This is a genomic window from Actinomycetota bacterium (assembly GCA_005888325.1).
Lineage (GTDB): Bacteria > Actinomycetota > Acidimicrobiia > Acidimicrobiales > AC-14 > AC-14.
Genome location: VAWU01000024.1, coordinates 87,064 through 103,886, shown reverse-complemented (window position 1 = coordinate 103,886; position 16,823 = coordinate 87,064). Strand labels below are relative to the sequence as shown.

Below are 16,823 nucleotides of genomic sequence, written 5' to 3'. Positions count from 1 at the left end.
GCTTTCCTCACATTTGTGATTCAGACTCGTGGCGCCACACGGCGGCACGGGAGATCGAGCACGAGCCAAGGGGGCGCCATGCGTGTATCGGCCAACGGTCGGAGGCTTGCCGTTCTGGGGCTGCTGGGAGCGGCCGTCCTGCTCGTCGGAACCGCGTGCGAGCCACTCGTCAATGCGCCTCCGGGTGGGGGTGACACCCTCACCCAGACCTTCCGCTACGGGCCCTTCACGATCGCCGCCGGGGGCGAGGTCATGGGGTCGCCCGCATCGGGCTTCCCCCGTCCCACGGGCAGCTTCGGGCTGAAGGGAGCCCGGTTCGACGTGGTGAACTCCAACGGGACGCCGGTGCCGGTGGACAAGGTGCACCTGCACCACATCGTGCTGACGACCTCGGCCCATACCGACGTGCTGTGCCCGGGGAGGCGAGAGCGCTTCATCGGCGCGGGGATGGAGCGCACGCCCATCTCCATCTGGGGACCGTACGCCTACCTCGTCGGAGCCAACGATCAGTGGGGCGCCATCTACCACCTGATGAACATGACCCCGCCCGGCACCCCCGCCAAGACCGTCTACATCCAGTACACGCTCGACTACCAACCGGGCGCCAACGCCACCAACTCCCGGCCGGTGCAGCCGCTGTTCCAGGACGTCACGGGCTGCGGCGGGTCGACCTTCGACGTGCCGGGCAACGGTGGGCCCGGGAGCTTCTATTACAGGTCGCGCTCGTGGACCGCGGCTCGCGACGGCATGGTCGTCTTCACCGGAGCCCACCTGCACGAAGGGGGGATCAGCAACACGCTCAGGGACGACACGACGGGCACGAACCTCTGCAAGAGCGTGGTGGAGTACGAGCACCCCGACGAGTTCATGCACATCATGTCGATCAACGCGTGCGTGCTCCACGAGAAGGTGATCGCGGGTCACAGCTACAAGCTCACCACGAAGTACGACAACGCCCAGCCGTGGCAGGCCGTGATGGGCATCAACCTCACGTATGTCTGGTGGGGAGCCCAGTAGCGACCGCCGCGCGCGCCGCGTCCGGCGGCGCGGGTCAGTAGGACCGGCCGACGACGGCGACGAGGTCGGCTTCGTCGCGCGACGCGGGTACCGAGCCGTCCGGCCGTTGGAGGCAGCGGACGCTGACGCTCTTCTCGGCCAGCCGTGCCTCGCCCTGCCCCTCCCCGACGAGATTCCACGGCAACCGGGCGAAGCCGGACTGCGCGGCCTCGCGCCCGTCATCGAGCGACGAGGCCTCGACCGTGTGGTCGTCGCGAAACGAGCGCGCGCGCGTGTGGAGGACGCGCTGGACGTCGTCGAGCACGTCAGCGATGCGCCGGCCCAGCCCGACGAGTGGGACGGCGGTCTTGGTGTTGTCGTCCCGCCGCACGAGGTTGGCGTTGCCGGCAGCCAGATCGCGCGGCCCCAGCTCGACTCGGACAGGCACGCCCTTGAGCTCCCACTCGACGGCTCGACGCCCGAACGAGGTGGCGACGCGCGCGTCGAGCTCGACGCGTGCTCCCGCGTCGCGCAACTCCTGCGCGAGAGCCGCAGCACGCTCACCCACGCCCTCCTCGTCGCGCACGACGAGCACCACGACCTGCACCGGGGCCAGGCGGGGCGGCACGCAGAGGCCGTTGTCGTCGCCGTGGCCCATGATGAGCGCGCCCACGAGGCGCGTCGACACGCCCCACGACGTCTGCCACACGAACTCCTGCTCGCCGGTCTCGGTGAGGAACTGGGTCTCGAACACGCGGGCGAAGTTCTGGCCCAGGAGGTGACTGGTGCCCATCTGCACCGCCTTGCCGTCGAGCATCATCCCCTCACAGGTCCAGCTGATGTCGGCTCCCGCGAAGGTCTCGCCGGGCGTCTTCATCCCGGCGAGGACCGGCATGGCCATGACGTCGGTCATCGTCTGCTCGTAGACGTCGGCCAGGATGCGCAGGGCGTAGGTGCGGGCGTCGTCCTCCGACGCATGACAGGTGTGACCTTCCTGCCAGAGGAACTCGGTGGTGCGGAGGAAGAGACGCGGCCGCAGCTCCCAGCGCACGACGTTGCACCACTGGTTGAGCAGCATGGGCAGGTCGCGATAGCTCTGCACCCATTTGGAGAAGAAGGCGTTGATCACCGTCTCGCTGGTGGGGCGCACGACGACCGGCTCTTCGAGCTTCTTGCCCCCGCCGTGGGTGACGACCGCGAGCTCGGGGCTGAAGCCCTCGACGTGCTCGGCTTCCTTGCGTAGGAAGGACTCGGGGATGAACAGCGGGAAGTACGCGTTGCTCGCACCGGCGGCCTTGATGCGGTCGTCGAGCTCGCGCTGCAGCCGCTCCCAGATGGCGTAGCCGTAGGGGCGGATCACCATCGTGCCCCGCACCGGGCCGTTCTCGGCCAGCTCCGCCTTCGCGACCACGTCCTGGTACCACTGCGGGAAGTTCTCGGCCTGCGGAGTGAGCACGCTCTTGGGCATCGGAAGGTCGAGGGTAGCCTCGACCCGTATGCCGGGCCCCCGAGTTCGCTTCTCGCCCGCGCCGACCGGTTTCCTGCACGTGGGGAGCGCCCGCTCGGCGCTGTTCAACTGGCTCTTCGCCCGCCACACCGGGGGCACCTTCGTCCTGCGCATCGAGGACACCGACGCCGCGCGTTCGCGCGAAGACCTCGTCGACGGGATCTCGAGCGCGCTGCGTTGGCTCGGCCTCGACTGGGACGAGGGGCCCGTGCGGCAGTCGGGTCGGCTGGAGCTGTACCGCGCCTCGGCGCAGCGGTTGCTCGACGAGGGGCGGGCGTACTGGTGCGACTGCACGCGCGAGCTGATCGACGCCCGAACCAAGGACAACCCCAAGCCCGGCTACGACGGGTACTGCCGCGATCGGGGGCTCGGCCCGGGAGACGCACGCGTCGTGCGCTTTCGCACGCCCGACGAAGGTGACACGGTCGTGCACGACCTGATCCGAGGCGAGGTGCGGTTCGCCCACGACGCGCTGGAGGACTTCGTGATCCTCCGTTCCGACGGCACCTCGGTGTTCCTGCTCGCCAACGCGGTCGACGACCTCGACATGGGGATCACCCACGTCGTGCGGGGCGAGGACCTGCTGTCGTCGACGCCCCGAGCCCTGCTCCTGCGCCGGGCGCTGGGTGCAGAGAACGATCCCGTCTTCGCGCACCTCCCGATGATCGTGAACGAGAAGCGCCAGAAGCTCTCGAAGCGGCGCGACGACGTCGCCCTCGAGGAGTATCGCGAGCGCGGTTACCTCGCGGCTGCGATGCGCAACTACCTGGCCCTGCTGGGTTGGGCGCCGGCCGACGGGCGGGAGATCCTCACGGTCGAGGAGCTGGTGGCCGAGTTCGAGCTCGAACACGTCACCAAGGCGTCCGCCTACTTCGACGTCAAGAAGCTCGACCACATCAACGCCGAGTACATCCGGGCGATGCCGGTGGCGACGTTCGTCCGCGAGGCGACGCCCTGGCTGGAGCTCGACGCCCCATGGCCGCCGGAGGCGTACGACCCCGCCCGGTTCGAGGCCATCGCGCCCGAGGTGCAGCAGCGGGTGAAGACGCTCGCCGAGGTGCCGACGTGGGTGGATTTCCTCTTCCTCGACAAGCCCGCGATCGACCAGGCGGCGTGGGAGAAGGTGACGGGTCAGCTCACGTCGCTCGCCATCGTCGACGATGCGCTTCGTGAGTACGAGACGTGCGCGTGGCAGCGCGATGCGCTGCACGAGCTCACGGCCGTCATCGGCGAGCGCCACGGGTTGAAGCTCAACAAGGCCCAGGTTCCCATCCGTGTCGCCGTCACCGGTCGCACCGTGGGCCCCCCGCTGTTCGAGTCGCTCGAGCTGCTCGGTCGCGAGCGCGCGCTCGAGCGGCTGCGCGAGGCGCTGCTGCGGATCCTGCTGGGCCTGTTCGCAGTCGTCGTCGTGTACTTCGGCGTGACCTTCGTGCAGGTCTGGATGACGTCGCGGCGTGACCAGGCCCGTCCTGCGCAAGCCATCGTGGTGCTCGGCGCCGCGCAGTACGACGGCCGGCCGTCCGAGGTGCTCCGCGCCCGTCTCGATCACGCCGTCGAGCTCTACCGGCGCAGGCTGGCACCCGTCATCGTCGTGACCGGCGGCCGCCAGCCGGGGGATCGCTTCACGGAGGCGACGGCATCGGCGGACTACCTGCACACTCAGGGGGTCCCCGACGACGCCATCCGCCGCGAGGTCACGGGGCGCTCCTCCTGGCAGTCGCTCGCCGCGGCCGCCTCGTTCCTGCACGCGGACGGGATCGACCGCGTGCTGCTCGTGTCCGATCCCTTCCACTCGCTGCGGCTCACGTCGATGGCCGGCGAGCTGAACCTCGTGGGGTGGGCCTCGCCGACACGCACGAGCCCGATTCACGGAGCGACCGAGGCGAAGTTCATCGCGCGCGAGGCCGTTGCCGTGGGGCTTGGGCGGATCTTCGGGTTCCGCGAGGTGAGCGGCGTCGACCAGGTCGTCACCCGTGTGCGGCAACGCAAGACGAGCGGCTAACCTGACCGCTTCCGCCCATTCGGGGGTGGTGTAATCGGCAACACGGCAGGTTCTGGCCCTGTTATTGGGGGTTCGAGTCCTCCCCCCCGAGCTCACGTCCACGACGCGAACCTCGACGCGTCGTCGCCCTGACCGCTCCACTGGGTTGGACGAGTCGCCGTCCAACCCAGTGGCACTTCACCGTTGCCCGGTGCTGCTCAGGCAGGGCTCGCAGCAGCCTTCGCCGTGCCCCATTCCCGCTTCGGGCTGTACTGGTAGTTGGTGATGAGGCTCACCGCGAGCACCGCGACGCCCGCGACGACGTAGAACGCGGCCAGGCCACCATCGCCGTCGGCGAAGTTCAAGGCCCACGGCGCGCCGAGCAACAGCGCCGCCGCGAGGTAGTCGCCGGCAGAGTGAACGGTGAACGGGAGCACCTTCGCCACGCCGAGCGGGTACTTCGTCAGCATGCTGACGACGAGGACCGTGGCGCCCACGACGACACCGGTGGCCACCGCCCCGGCCGAGCCGCCCACCGCCACCGCGACGACGATCAGCGAGAGGCCGACGGCATAGTCGGCGATGGCATGGAACCAAGCAGGAAGGAGACGGACGAGTGACATGACGGATCCTCCTGTTCCGCGAGCACCGAACTCGCCGAACGCACTTGATTCGGCGCGAGACGGCGGCTTGGATCAGAGGATCTTGTCGGCGTCCACCGTCGACACCGCATCGTCCGGGCTCTCGTCGTCGGTGCGTATCCACCGGCCGAGCACCGTCCTCAGCTCGTCGACCCGCAACGGCTTCGTGAGGTAATCGTCCATGCCGACGGCGAGGGCGTCGCGGCGATCGGTGTCCATCGCCCGTGCGCTCAGACCGATGATGGGTGTGGGAGGCGCACCGGTCGCAGCCTGACGTTCGCGGAACCTCAACGTCGTCTCGAAGCCGTCGATGCCCGGCATCTGGCAGTCCATCAGGATGGCGTCGAACTCGCCGCCGCTGTAGTTGTCGAGCGCTTCTGAGCCATCGTTCGCGACCCTGACCACGTAGCCCAGCTTCTGCAGAGTCTTGACCGCGACGAGCTGGTTCATCTTGTTGTCTTCGACGAGAAGAATGCGCTTCATGTGGGCGTTCCTTGCTAGTGGCCCGATCGGGCTCCGAGAAGTGACTCTTTGACGACACCGCTGATGACCCGCTGCAACAGATCCCTGTTGCGCACGGGTTTGACCATGACGGAGTCGACGCCTGCGTCACGGGCATCGTCTCGGTCGACGCCCCCACCGGAGCTGAGCAGCAGCGTCACCCGATGGGTGTCCGGGTCCTCGTCGCGGATGGTCCGGGACAGGTCGACTCCGTCCATCCCCGGCATGTTGTGATCCAGTAGGTACAGCCCGAAGCTCTCGGCGCCCCGGTGTCGCCGAACGGCTGCGAGGGCGGCTTCGGCTTCCGCTGCGTCTTCGACGACGACGCCCCACGACCTCAGCGTGTGGGCCAGAATCATCCGGTTGACCGTGTTGTCGTCGACGACCAACGCGCGAAGGCCGACGAGAACGTCGAGCAATGTCTCCGTGGTGGCCGTCGAATTCTCGACGGGCAGCGGCACCGTGACCCCGAAGGTGGTTCCGCCGCCCTCCTGGCTTTCGACCGTGATGCTCCCACCCTGCAGCTCGGTGAGCTGCTTGACGATGGCCAAGCCGAGTCCGGTACCGCCGAACCTCCGCGTCGTCGACGCGTCCACCTGGGAGAAGGGATCGAACAGGTGCTCCTGATCGGCAGGGGCGATCCCGATCCCGGAGTCGACCACCTCGAAGCGGACCTCCCGACTGTCGACACTCGAGGGGGGAGCCACCGCACGAATGATGACGTGGCCCGCGCTCGTGAACTTGACCGCGTTCGATGCGAGGTTGAGCAGGATCTGGCGGAGGCGCACGGGATCGCCGCGCCGTTTGGTCCAGAGCCCGGGCTCGCTGTACGCCACGAGCTCGAGTCCTTTCCGTCGTGCGCCGTCGGCGACGATGGTGGTGACGTCGTCGAGCAGATCCTCGAGGTCGAACTCGATCTCCTCGAGCGTGAGCTTGCCCGCCTCGATCTTGGAGAAGTCGAGGATGTCGTTGATGACCCCGAGCAGGCTCTCGGCCGAGGTGGCCACGCCCTCCGCGAGCTCTTGCTGCTCGTCGTCGAGCTCGGAGTCCAGCAGCAAGGCGGTGAGGCCGATGACGCCGTTCATCGGCGTACGGATCTCGTGGCTCATGTTGGCGAGGAATTGCGACTTCATCTCCGATGCCGCAAGCGCCTCGTCGCGGGCGGCGGCCAGGTGCGCGCCAAGAGCCTGGTTCTCGAAGATCACCGACAGGTGATAGATGACGCTGACGGCGAGCAGCCCGAGGGCGAGCCAGACCAAGGTGCCATCGATGGCCTCCCCGCCCGCCTGGCGTACGCCGACGGTCAGCACGACGCCGATGAGCGAGAGGCTGGGAAGGGTGAGAAGGAGGCGCTGGCCGCGGGCGCCGGCCGGCTCGGGAGTTTCGGGTCTCGTCGAGTGCCGCGCGGCCACGGCGATGACGAGGAAGCCGATGAACCACCCGGCATCGTTGGGCTGCACGCCGTTGTAGCGGTCCAGGGCGGTGAGGCCGGTGAAGACGCTGTCGGCCACGGCAATCGCGCCGATGCCGAGCGCGAGCGGCTTGATCATCACCCGCGCCGCGCCTTGGACGCGGGTCAGGGCGAAGAGCAGCATCGCCAGGACGATGACGTCGAGCACCGGATACGCGAGCAGCACCAGATGCGCGACCATGGAGCTGTCCGACTCGGTGAACACCGTCCGCAGCACCAGCGACCAGCTGACACAGAGGACGCTGCCCGCGATCATCAGGCCCTCGATCCCGGCTCGCAGCCGCGAGCGGTGCCGCGCCGCGCTGTTCAGCAGCAGGGCCACCGCCACGACGAACAACACCGCCGCGCCCAGGAACGCCACGTCTTCGATCGAAGGGGTGGGCGGCGGGTCGCCCTTGCGGATCTCCCACCACGACCAGTGGACCTGGCCGGCACACCAGAGCGCCGTCCCGGCTGCGAGGAGCAGCAACACGACACGCACCGGTCCGTCGCGCCGACGCGCCGCCGACAGGCACGAGAGTGAAGCCGTGGCCGGCGCGATCACCTGTGCGATGTCGTCCACCGCGTTCCAGAAACCCGTGTCGCCGGCCGCGAGGAGAGACATGCCGAGGAACGCAGCCGAGAGGACGGCGGCCGCCGCGATCTCCGGACGGAACCGGGCACGTCGACCGACGCCGGCCGGCGCGGACGGTGTCGCCGACATCCGCCGCGAGGGCTTCACGTCCTGGGTCACCTGGGCAGCCGTGAGCTCCGTCGCTCTCGGTGCGCAGACCGATCGAGGGGTGGCGTGGTCCGTCGGGGTGTGAACATGTGGAGGCGGCTCATCCATGTGTCGGAGTCCCGCGGATCCACCTTTAGTGCCGGCCGGAGGAGGTCAGCCTCTGAGTCAGGTCGGCGAATCGTTTCGCGAACAGGTAGGCATCGCCCGGCCATCGCGCCGAGACGTAATTGTCGTCTCGGACGAAGAACGAAGGGCCGTCGTCGATTTCGGTGCCGCGCCTGGACAGCACACGTGGGCCTCGCACGAAGTCGCCGGGGTCTCGCAGCGCGCCTCGGACCTCGTCCTCGACGTACGCGGGATAGGTGCGGTAGTAGCGCCCGAGTCGCCATGCGGTGGCGAGGTACGCGGACCGCTCCATGTACTTGGGCAGACAGGTGGTCCGGCGCCCGTACAGGAGGCTGCGCCCTGTCGTCGGGTCGCACGTGCGGGCGAGGACCAGCACGCCGTGACAGATGGCGCCGGTCGGTCGGCCGAGCGCCCAGTACTCGGCGACCTTGCCGCGGAGCAACTCGTTTCCCAGGTACTGGCGCATGCCGGGCGCATGTCCTCCCGGCAGGATCAAACCATCGAGCTCGTCGGGTTCGATGTCCGCCCACGCAAGCGGCGCGCGGAACTCCTCGCTGCGCTGCATCTCCGCGTAGAAGGCCTTTGGTTCGGCGGCCGCGCCGAGCTGCCCGAAGATCACGCCGTCGAGCAGCCGCGGGTCGGCCGCCGGTGCGGTGCCGCCGCGCTCGGTGGCGAACCGTACGCAATGGCCGGCGCGCGTCAGCAGCCGCCACGGCACCGCCACCTCCGTGACGTCGAAGTCCCGGTCGGGCACGGGGATCAGAACGGTGGCGATCACCCGACGCTAGAGGACACCGTGCAGACCCGGCCCGCAACGGGGGTCCGACACCCTTGCCCGACACGGGTCGCAGGGCAAGGATGGGACGTCGTTTCGAACCGAGGGGACCTGCGATGAGTGAGGTTGTCGGTGCCGTCAAGTCGCTGTGGAGATATCCCGTCAAGTCGATGCGAGGTGAGAAGGTCGGGGCATCTGACCTGACGGAAAGGGGTTTCGTCGGTGACCGCGCCTACGCGCTCGTCGACACCGCGACCGGCAAGGTGATGAGCGGCAAGAGTCCACGGCTCGGACCGCACCTGCTCGGGTGCCGGGCCGCGTTCCTCGAGGCCCCGGAGGCGGGCGACGAGCAACCGCCGGTACTGATCACGCTCCCGGACGGCACCTCGATCGGGAGCGATACTCCCGATCTCGACGCCACCCTTTCCGGCTTCTTCGGACGCCCCGTGAAGCTGGAGCGCGCCGCGCCTGAGGACTTCACCATCGACCAGTACCACCCGGATGTCGAGGACCTGGACCCCGAGGGACACCGCGACACCGTGACCGAGTCGAAGCTGGGCTCGGCGTTCTTCGCCGCAGCCGGTCTCCCTTCGGCGGTGCCCGTCGGTGCGTTCTTCGATCTCTTCCCTGTATCTGTCATGACGACGTCTACCCTCGACCGGCTGAACGAGCTCCGGCCCGAAAGTCGGTTCGACGAGCGTCGTTTTCGGATGAACCTCATCGTCGGTACGCAGGAAGGCGGGTTTCTCGAGAACGGATGGACCGGCCGCGGGCTCCAGATCGGTGGCGAGGCGCGCATCGGTGTCGCCATCCCCGATCCGCGCTGCGTGATGACGACGTTGGCCCAGGACGAGCTTCCGAAGGACACCGAGGTTCTCCGCACGCTCGTCCGGCAGAACCGCATCGACGTCGCCGGAGGGATGTACCCCTGTGCCGGCGTCTACGCCACCGTGGAAGCCGCAGGCACGATCCGAGAGGGCGACGCGGTCACGCTGATGTGAAGACGCGGCCATCTCTTTCATGAGGAGGTTCGCATGCGCTGGGGTGAGTTCGAACTGGAGCAGACGACCCTCGCGGAGCTCGGCAGACACCGCCTCGGCGACCCCGGCGTCGTCCTCGTCGGCACGATCCGGAGAGACGGGTCGCCGCGGCTGAGTCCTGTCGAGCCGTTGTTCTGGGACGGGAATCTGTGGTTGTCGATGGGTTGGGGGTCTCGCAAGGCTGCGGACTTGCAGCGCGACGCGAGGATCCTCGTTCACAGCATCGTGACGAGCAGGGAGGGCACTGAGGGCGAATACAAGGTCCGAGGTCACGCCATCGCTGAGCTCGATCCGGCCGTGCAGCAGGGTTACGCCCGAGCCATCCACGCCGCAGCCGGGTGGGAGCCGCAACCCGGTCGTTTCCACCTGTTCCGCATCGACGTGCACGACGTGACCTTCATCCGCTGGGACTCGTCCACCAACGATCAGTTCGTCACCCGCTGGCCCAGTCGGCGTGAGTTCGTTCGGCGTGGCACCTCCGCGACCAGCGTCGGCGACCCGGAGCCTTTCTCGGAGTTGTTCTTAGAGGGCGATGTGGCGGAGTGAACGAAGTGCCGACCCCGCGCGCGTAGAAGCAGTCAGGCGGTGGTCAACCCGTACAACCGCCACTCGTCGGGCACACCTTTGAGCGCGTGGAGCCCGCGGTCCACGAATGCGATGCCCGATCCGGCCACGAGGTCCTTGACGGTGCTGGAGACGAGAACTTCGCCGGGCTCTGCCTCGGCCACGATGCGAGCTGCGAGGTGCACGGCGATGCCACCGACATCCTCATCCATGATCTCGCAGAGACCGGTGTGCAGACCGGCGCGCACGTCGATCCCGATCGGTGGTGACTCGCGTGTGATCGCCGTCGCGCAGTGGATGGCGCGCTCGGGGCCGTCGAATGTGGCGAGGAAGCCGTCACCCGTCGTGTTGACCTCACGGCCGCGATAGCGCTCGAGCAACCTGCGCACCCTCGCTTGCCAGGCCTCGAGGAGATCGCGCCACTTGCGGTCGCCGAGGTCGGCCGCGCGCGCCGTCGAGGCCACGATGTCGGTGAACAGCACCGTCGCCAGCGCGCGATCGGGCTTGATGGTGGCGCGGCTCCCGGTGACGAACTCCTCGATTGCGTCGAGGATGGCGTCCTGGTCACCCACGAAGTAGAGGTGGTCCTCGCCGGGTAGCTCGACCAACCGCGCGCCCGGGATGTGCTCGGCCAGATACCGGGCGTGTGGGATGGTGACCATCCGGTCGCCGGTGCGGTGTATGACGAGCGTGGGCACACTGATCGCGGACAACACGTCGCGCGCGTCGACCCCACCGAAGGTGCGAATGAAAGCCACCGCCGCGCCCGGGCTGGCGGCCAGCCGCTGGAACTCGGCCCACCAGTGTCGGAGGCGGACATCGTCGCGGGCGCTGGGCGCCCACGCGCCGAGGGACACACCCGTTCCCCAGTGCGCCTCGAGGTGGTCCGCGAACGAGTTGAGCCGCTGCTCCGAGAGACCGAACGGATAGTCGTCGTCCTCCAGGAGACGGGCGAAGGAGCCGTAGAGCACGAGCGCGGATGTGTGCTCGGGAAAGGTGGCCGCGAACACGGTGGCGAGCGCGCCGCCTTCCGAGACCCCCAACAAGGTCGCACGTTCGGATCCGGCCGAGTCCATCACCGCGCGCACGTCGTCCATCCGGCGCTCGAGCGCGGTGATGTCGACCCGGTCGGAGAGCCCGGTGCCCCGCTTGTCGAAGGCGATCACGCGCGCGAACGAACCGAGCCGGTCGAGGTGCGATACGAACCCGGGGAAGAAGACCAGGTCCGATGGCCCGTCCCCCCACACTTGGAACGCGATGTGAACGTCGCCGCTCTTCGCATAACGGGTCTGAGGTGTCTCGACCACGCGAGCCACGGTACTTCCCCGACCGGACAGCGAGTGGGCTCTTGTCGAAGCTCGCGAGCCTTGACAGGAACGGTCGTCGCGACCAGAGTCGGTCATCAAGGCTCTTGATATACGAGCATCGCTGGCGGGAGCATCACCGCAGCCTCGGAGAAGTCGACAACAGGGGGGACAGGACCATAATGCGCAAGCTCTTGGGCGCGATCTTCGCAATCGTCACGCTGTTGCCTGCAACCATCGCAGGCGCGCCGGCGGCCGCGGCCCATGAGTCCCGGTCGCCGCGGAGGCCGGTGATCTTCGTGCACGGGTTCGTCGGCTCGGGTGCCCAGTTCGAGACCCAGGCCATGCGCTTCACGAGCAACGGCTACCCGGCCGACCGAATCGGCGTCGAAGAGTACGACTCCAGCTTCGCCACGACCACGATGTCGAAGGTCTGGGACGAGCTCGACGGGCTCGTCACCCGGATGCTCACCCGGAGCGGGGCGGACAAGGTCGAGCTCGTCGGGCATTCGCTCGGCACCGCGATCTCGCAGGGCTACCTGACGAGCTCGCTCGCTCGGGCGGCAAGGGTCGCCCACTACGTGAACCTCGACGGCGCGCCGGCCTCGTCGCCCCCGGGGGGCGTACCCACATTGGCTGTCTGGGGCGAGGGGCACTCCGCCCTGCAGATCGTCGGTGCCACCAACGTGTACCAGCCCGACCACAGCCATGTGCAGGTGGCCACCTCGGCCGAGACGTTCGGTGCGATGTACCGGTTCTTCACCGGCCACGCCCCCGGGACTACGAACATCGTCGCCCAGCGCCACGTGGTGCTGTCGGGGCGAGCCGACCTGTTCCCGACCAACGCGGGGGCTGCGGGCACGACACTGCAGATCTGGGAGGTCGCACCCCGCACCGGGCTCCGCGAGCACGACAGGCCCGAGGCCACATTCCGGATCGGTGCGGACGGCGCGTGGGGACCGTTCCGCGGAAGCAGCGACGAGCACTACGAGCTCGCCATCCTGTTCCCCGGCTCGACCCATCACTTCTACTTCGAGCCGTTCGTACGCAGCGACAACCTCATCCGCCTCCTCACCCAAGAGCCGGGCACCGGGCTGGATGCGCTCAGGGAGAAGAGCGCCACGACGTCCGCTCTGATCTTCATTCGGTACAAGGAGCTGTGGGGCGACCAGGGAGCGCAGAACGACGCGCTCACCATCAACGGCCAGAATGTCCTCACCCCGGCGATCGCCCCGCGCGCCAAGCGGCTCAACGCCCTGTTCGCCTTCGATCACAAGCTCGACGGAGTCACCGACCTGAGCGCACCGATACCGGTGTTCGCAGCTCTGCCCTTCATCTCGGGTGCGGACGTCTCGCTGCCGGCCTCCGACCCGCCCGATCGCACCATCCAGATCGCGGCCACCCCTCGGGGCGGCGGCGGCACGGTCGAGAACCTGAACGTCCCGAACTGGGCCTCGTCCACGAACTTCACATCGATCCAGCTCCGGGACTTCGTGCAATCCACCCGTCATCCCGACGATGACGACGACTCGTCCCATCACTCCGGTCACGACGACTCTCGCCGTCACTCCGACGATCACGACGACTGAAGCTTCGATCTCCTGCGAACCTCTTGGCGATCCCGATCGTCTACTGACCCGGGAGGTGCCCCGTGAGAGCCGGACGCGAGTCGGAGCTGCTGGAGGTCCTGCCGGTCGGAGAACCAGGCGCCACGCACGCGCCGCGTCGCCGCTCTCATCGCGACCGGAGCGCATTGGCTCGCGCGTCGCGAGCCGGCCTCGTGGTGGGGCTCGGGATGTCGCTGGTGATCGCCGGCGTCGAAACCGGCGCCATTCCGATGAGGGGTGCGCGGGCGCCGAGCCGCGTCGGCAATGCCGTCGGGCCCTCGAGAACGCGAGCGTTCGTCGCGCTCGACGTGTCTTCGGTGAGCGGCTCTCGGGCGGCTTCGCTACCGTGGCGATTCGCGCGAGCGGCGTTCGAGCTCCACTGCGAAGGGGGAGCGCGGGTGCTCGATGCCGACGTCTGGGCGCTCGCGTCATCCATCACGTACAGGTGGGTGATCTCGGAACCCGGGGAGCTTCAGCTCTACCAGCCGCTGGTGGACACACCCTCGGTCCGGGTTCGTGTCTTGATCGGCAGTGGGAGCCCCGAACGTCTCATCCCCGAACAGTCGGACGACTACCTCAGGTTGGCGACTCGCATGGTCTTCGCCGCTCCACTCGCCGGCGGGTTCACTCGACCGGTCCTTGTCGTGAACGGGCGAACAGACGAACCGGGACTGGGTTGGGTCGTCGCCGCACCCGACGAGGTCGTGACGTTACTGCGGCAGCCGTGCGCGTAAGAGACAGCGCCCCGACCATCGTCAGCCCGATCTGCCCGCGGTAGCCGGCTCCTCCTCGAGGACCTCGCGGGCCTTCGCCAGCAGACCTGCCTCCGTGAACGGCTTCTCGAGCAGCGTGACGCCGGGGTCGAGGGTGCCTTTCGAGGCGAGCACCGGTCGCGCGTAGCCCGACATGAAGAGCACCCGGATGTCGGGCCGCAGCGAGACCACGCGCTCGGCCACCTCCTTGCCCAACATCTGAGGCATGACGACGTCGGTCAGTAGCAGATGGATGTCGCCGGCGTGCTCCGCAGCGAGCGCGAGCCCCTCGGCGCCGCTCTCGGCGGTCAGGACCGTATAGCCGTTGCGCGTGAGGATTCGCCGCGTGACCTCCCGAATGGCCTCTTCGTCCTCGACGATGAGAACCGTCTCTCCCCGGCCCGCGGACGGCGCGTCGGCAGGTTCCTCCGCGCGAGGAGCACTGTCGTGCGCGACGGGGAAGACGGCGATGAACGTGGTACCCGTTCCCGGCTCGGACGTCAGCTCGGCGTCGCCGCCGGCCTGGGTGACGATGCCGTACACGGTCGCGAGCCCGAGGCCGGTTCCCTCGCCCTTCGCCTTCTTGCTGAAGAAGGGCTCGAAGGCGTGCGCCGCGACCTCTGGTTCCATGCCCGTGCCGGTGTCGCTCATTCGCAAGCGAACGTACGGGCCGACCTCTGTGCCCGGGCGCCGCGCCGCGTAGTCCTCGTCGATCCAGAGGTCCTCGGTCTCGATCTCCAGCCTGCCGCCCGACGGCATGGCGTCGCGCGCGTTGACCGCCAGGTTGACGAGCACCTGCTCGATCTGTCCGGGGTCGGCCATGACTCCCGACAGGCCAGGGCTGAGCGAGGTGACGAGCTCGACGTGCTCACCGATCGTTTGCCGTAGGAGCTGTTCCATCTCGGCAATGACGTCGTTCAGGGAGAGAAGCTCGGGTCTCACGACCTCACGACGGGCGAACGCGAGGAGCTGGTGGGTCAGTCGGGCGGCGCGCTCCGCGGCCCGTTGCACCTGCTCGACGTCGCGTCGCACGGCTTCGCGACGCTCGCCGTCGTCGCCGTTCGTCGGCGTTGCGAGGTCCTCGGCGATGAAGGCGGCGTAGTTGAGGATGACCGCCAGGAGGTTGTTGAAGTCGTGCGCCACTCCCCCCGCCAGCTGGCCGAGGCTCTCCAGCCGCTGTGACTGGTGCAGCCGGCGCTCGAGGCGCCCACGCTCCGCTTGTGCCTTCAGCCGCTCGCGCTCGGCTTGCGCCTCGATGCGCTCCGAGACGTCGCGGACGGCGGCGGACACCAACAGTCCCTCCTGCGTCTCGAGCGCACTCATGCTGATCTCTGCCGGGAACTCCGTGCCGTTCTTACGACGCGCCGCGACCTGCATCCCCGCCCTCATCGGGCGAGGGTCGGGTTGGGCGAAGTAGCGCGCCCAATGACCCGGATGTACGTCGCCCTTCTGGGCGGGCACGAGGATCTCCACGGGCCGGCCGATGAGCTCGTCGCGGCGATACCCGAAGAGGCGCTCGACTTGCGCGTTCACCAAGACGATTCGCCCGTCGGCACCGACGCCGAGCACGGCGTCGGGTGCCGCGTCGAGCATGGCGCGGAGCTTCACGTCGGCCCGGTGTCGGTCGGTGATGTCTCGCACGATCGATGCCACACCGACGACGACGTCGTCGGGGTCGGCGACCGCCGACAACGTGACCGAGACGTCGATGAGGCGACCATCCTTGTGAACGCGCCGGGACTCGTACTCCTCGACGCCCTCAGCCCGCATCACCCGCACCAACATCGCGGCTTCCTCGGCCCTGCTGTCCGACGGTATCACCACGTCCAGCGAACGGCCGATCATCTCCTCTGCCGTGTAGCCGTAGAGCTGCTCGGCCCCCGGGTTCCAACTCGTGATCAAGCCGTCGAGGCTCTTGCCGACGATCGCATCGTGTGAGGACTGGACGATCGACGCGAGCCACGCCTGTGCTTCCGCGGCCCGAAGCCCTCGGAACTCGGCCTCGCCTGGTTCGGCCATGCACACCGCCTCCGGGAGCCTGGCGCGCACGTGCTCCTGGGATGGTGTCGGTCAGGCGGGGCCAGGCCTGAAGCGATGTCGCCCGACCAGCTGCTCAGACCGCGGACGACTCCAGCTCGGGGACGTCGCGTGGCGGACCGTCGTGCTCCCTGCGCAGCAGCTGATCCAGCGCGGCGCGGTGGTGAGCCACGATCTCTTCGACCGTCTGCGAGGTCGTCTCGAGCTCGGTCTCGACGCTCGCCAGGGTTGCGTCCAGTGGCGAAGCCATCGTGTGGCGTTCCCGGACCGTCCGCAGGCGTTCGATGACGGCGCTGAGCGAGCGTGCCACCTCGTACTCCACGTCGCTGGCCAGCCCGGTGTTGATGCGGTCCACCTCGAGCAGCTCCGCCAGGCGCGCCTGCTCCCGCTCGACGACAACTCGTTCGGCGAAGAGCAGCAGGCTCAAGCGCCGGAGATGAGCCTCCTTCTCCACCAGATAGGCGAAGAGCCCGACGATCATCAGCGGCTGCCCGTACCTGATGCCGGGGAGCCGGGTCAGCCCGCCTGTAGCGCCGGGAGCGGCGCCGAGCAACGTGATGCCGATCGCCAGGCTGGCCATGACCACGAATGCGATCCCCCACAGTTGGCGGCGGCGGCGCTCGACGGTTTGCAGCGAGAGCGTCGAGCGGTCGCGTATGCCGGCCAGCCGCGCCTCTCTGGCGGCCTGGGTTGGCTGCTCGTCGACGGCTGCTCTTCTACCTGCGGAGGATAGGTGCATGTTGGGACTCGCCCTCCCGTGTGCTCCAAGGGGCGAATCGGCAGCGATCGGCGGTTCCATT

At 68.4% G+C, this 16,823-nt stretch carries 13 protein-coding genes and 1 tRNA gene; 6 read left to right on the top strand and 8 right to left on the bottom strand.

Features of this window, described 5'->3' with window-relative positions; translation table 11 throughout:
* Positions 1-78: 78 nt before the first annotated feature.
* Complete coding sequence (locus E6G06_08660; GenBank protein TML91860.1) at positions 79-1,017, top strand: hypothetical protein; 939 nt, start codon at positions 79-81, stop codon at positions 1,015-1,017.
* A 34-nt stretch (positions 1,018-1,051) separates the two neighbouring features.
* On the opposite strand, the gene E6G06_08655 is transcribed toward E6G06_08660, so the two are convergent.
* Entirely contained in the window at positions 1,052-2,464 is a 1,413-nt protein-coding gene (locus E6G06_08655; protein TML91859.1) for a proline--tRNA ligase, read from the bottom strand.
* A 28-nt stretch (positions 2,465-2,492) separates the two neighbouring features.
* Between E6G06_08655 and E6G06_08650 the strand changes: the two genes are divergently transcribed.
* Together E6G06_08650 and E6G06_08645 are read left to right on the top strand one after the other, a co-directional pair.
* On the top strand, positions 2,493-4,505 hold the full coding sequence (locus E6G06_08650; GenBank protein TML91858.1) for a glutamate--tRNA ligase: 2,013 nt from the start codon (positions 2,493-2,495) through the stop codon (positions 4,503-4,505).
* A gap of 19 nt (positions 4,506-4,524) precedes the next feature.
* Positions 4,525-4,596, top strand: a tRNA-Gln gene (locus E6G06_08645).
* A 106-nt stretch (positions 4,597-4,702) separates the two neighbouring features.
* On the opposite strand, the gene E6G06_08640 is transcribed toward E6G06_08645, so the two are convergent.
* The 4 genes from E6G06_08640 to E6G06_08625 form a co-directional block, all read right to left on the bottom strand.
* Positions 4,703-5,107, bottom strand: coding sequence for a hypothetical protein (locus E6G06_08640; protein ID TML91857.1), 405 nt, complete (start codon positions 5,105-5,107; stop codon positions 4,703-4,705).
* Positions 5,108-5,179: 72 nt separating this feature from the next.
* Positions 5,180-5,608 (bottom strand): response regulator, encoded by a 429-nt coding sequence (locus tag E6G06_08635; GenBank protein ID TML91856.1) that lies wholly within the window; start codon positions 5,606-5,608, stop codon positions 5,180-5,182.
* Positions 5,609-5,622: 14 nt separating this feature from the next.
* A complete protein-coding gene (locus E6G06_08630; GenBank protein TML91855.1) occupies positions 5,623-7,926 on the bottom strand; it encodes a response regulator in 2,304 nt (767 codons plus the stop codon).
* Positions 7,927-7,951: 25 nt separating this feature from the next.
* Positions 7,952-8,722: a thiamine biosynthesis protein ThiJ gene (locus E6G06_08625; protein ID TML91854.1), complete on the bottom strand. Its 771-nt coding sequence runs from the start codon at positions 8,720-8,722 to the stop codon at positions 7,952-7,954.
* 80 nt (positions 8,723-8,802) lie between these two features.
* Here E6G06_08625 and E6G06_08620 point away from each other — a divergent pair, with 80 nt between their 5' ends.
* Both E6G06_08620 and E6G06_08615 read left to right on the top strand, forming a co-directional pair.
* Positions 8,803-9,720 (top strand): MOSC domain-containing protein, encoded by a 918-nt coding sequence (locus tag E6G06_08620; GenBank protein TML91853.1) that lies wholly within the window; start codon positions 8,803-8,805, stop codon positions 9,718-9,720.
* Between the two features lie 33 nt (positions 9,721-9,753).
* Entirely contained in the window at positions 9,754-10,305 is a 552-nt protein-coding gene (locus tag E6G06_08615; GenBank protein ID TML91852.1) for a hypothetical protein, read from the top strand.
* 32 nt (positions 10,306-10,337) lie between these two features.
* On the opposite strand, the gene E6G06_08610 is transcribed toward E6G06_08615, so the two are convergent.
* A complete protein-coding gene (locus tag E6G06_08610) occupies positions 10,338-11,726 on the bottom strand; it encodes an adenylate/guanylate cyclase domain-containing protein (GenBank protein ID TML91851.1) in 1,389 nt (462 codons plus the stop codon).
* Positions 11,727-11,809: 83 nt separating this feature from the next.
* Here E6G06_08610 and E6G06_08605 point away from each other — a divergent pair, with 83 nt between their 5' ends.
* Entirely contained in the window at positions 11,810-13,216 is a 1,407-nt protein-coding gene (locus E6G06_08605; GenBank protein ID TML91850.1) for an alpha/beta hydrolase, read from the top strand.
* A 773-nt stretch (positions 13,217-13,989) separates the two neighbouring features.
* Here the strand turns inward: E6G06_08605 and E6G06_08600 are convergent.
* On the bottom strand, positions 13,990-16,005 hold the full coding sequence (locus E6G06_08600; GenBank protein ID TML91849.1) for a PAS domain S-box protein: 2,016 nt from the start codon (positions 16,003-16,005) through the stop codon (positions 13,990-13,992).
* Positions 16,006-16,099: 94 nt separating this feature from the next.
* The gene (locus E6G06_08595) at positions 16,100-16,762 is read right to left on the bottom strand and encodes a hypothetical protein (protein ID TML91848.1); all 663 of its coding nucleotides are present in this window, start codon (positions 16,760-16,762) and stop codon (positions 16,100-16,102) included.
* Positions 16,763-16,823 lie beyond the last annotated feature (61 nt).

Coding starts and splice junctions, on each gene's coding strand:
- E6G06_08635 (TML91856.1), bottom strand. CDS start 5,608: ATGAAGCGCATTCTTCTCGTCGAAGACAACAAGATGAACCAGCTCGTC.
- E6G06_08600 (TML91849.1), bottom strand. CDS start 16,005: ATGGCCGAACCAGGCGAGGCCGAGTTCCGAGGGCTTCGGGCCGCGGAA.
- E6G06_08650 (TML91858.1), top strand. CDS start 2,493: ATGCCGGGCCCCCGAGTTCGCTTCTCGCCCGCGCCGACCGGTTTCCTG.
- E6G06_08615 (TML91852.1), top strand. CDS start 9,754: ATGCGCTGGGGTGAGTTCGAACTGGAGCAGACGACCCTCGCGGAGCTC.
- E6G06_08655 (TML91859.1), bottom strand. CDS start 2,464: ATGCCCAAGAGCGTGCTCACTCCGCAGGCCGAGAACTTCCCGCAGTGG.
- E6G06_08630 (TML91855.1), bottom strand. CDS start 7,926: ATGGATGAGCCGCCTCCACATGTTCACACCCCGACGGACCACGCCACC.
- E6G06_08610 (TML91851.1), bottom strand. CDS start 11,726: ATGACCGACTCTGGTCGCGACGACCGTTCCTGTCAAGGCTCGCGAGCT.
- E6G06_08620 (TML91853.1), top strand. CDS start 8,803: ATGGGACGTCGTTTCGAACCGAGGGGACCTGCGATGAGTGAGGTTGTC.
- E6G06_08660 (TML91860.1), top strand. CDS start 79: ATGCGTGTATCGGCCAACGGTCGGAGGCTTGCCGTTCTGGGGCTGCTG.
- E6G06_08605 (TML91850.1), top strand. CDS start 11,810: ATGCGCAAGCTCTTGGGCGCGATCTTCGCAATCGTCACGCTGTTGCCT.
- E6G06_08595 (TML91848.1), bottom strand. CDS start 16,762: ATGCACCTATCCTCCGCAGGTAGAAGAGCAGCCGTCGACGAGCAGCCA.
- E6G06_08640 (TML91857.1), bottom strand. CDS start 5,107: ATGTCACTCGTCCGTCTCCTTCCTGCTTGGTTCCATGCCATCGCCGAC.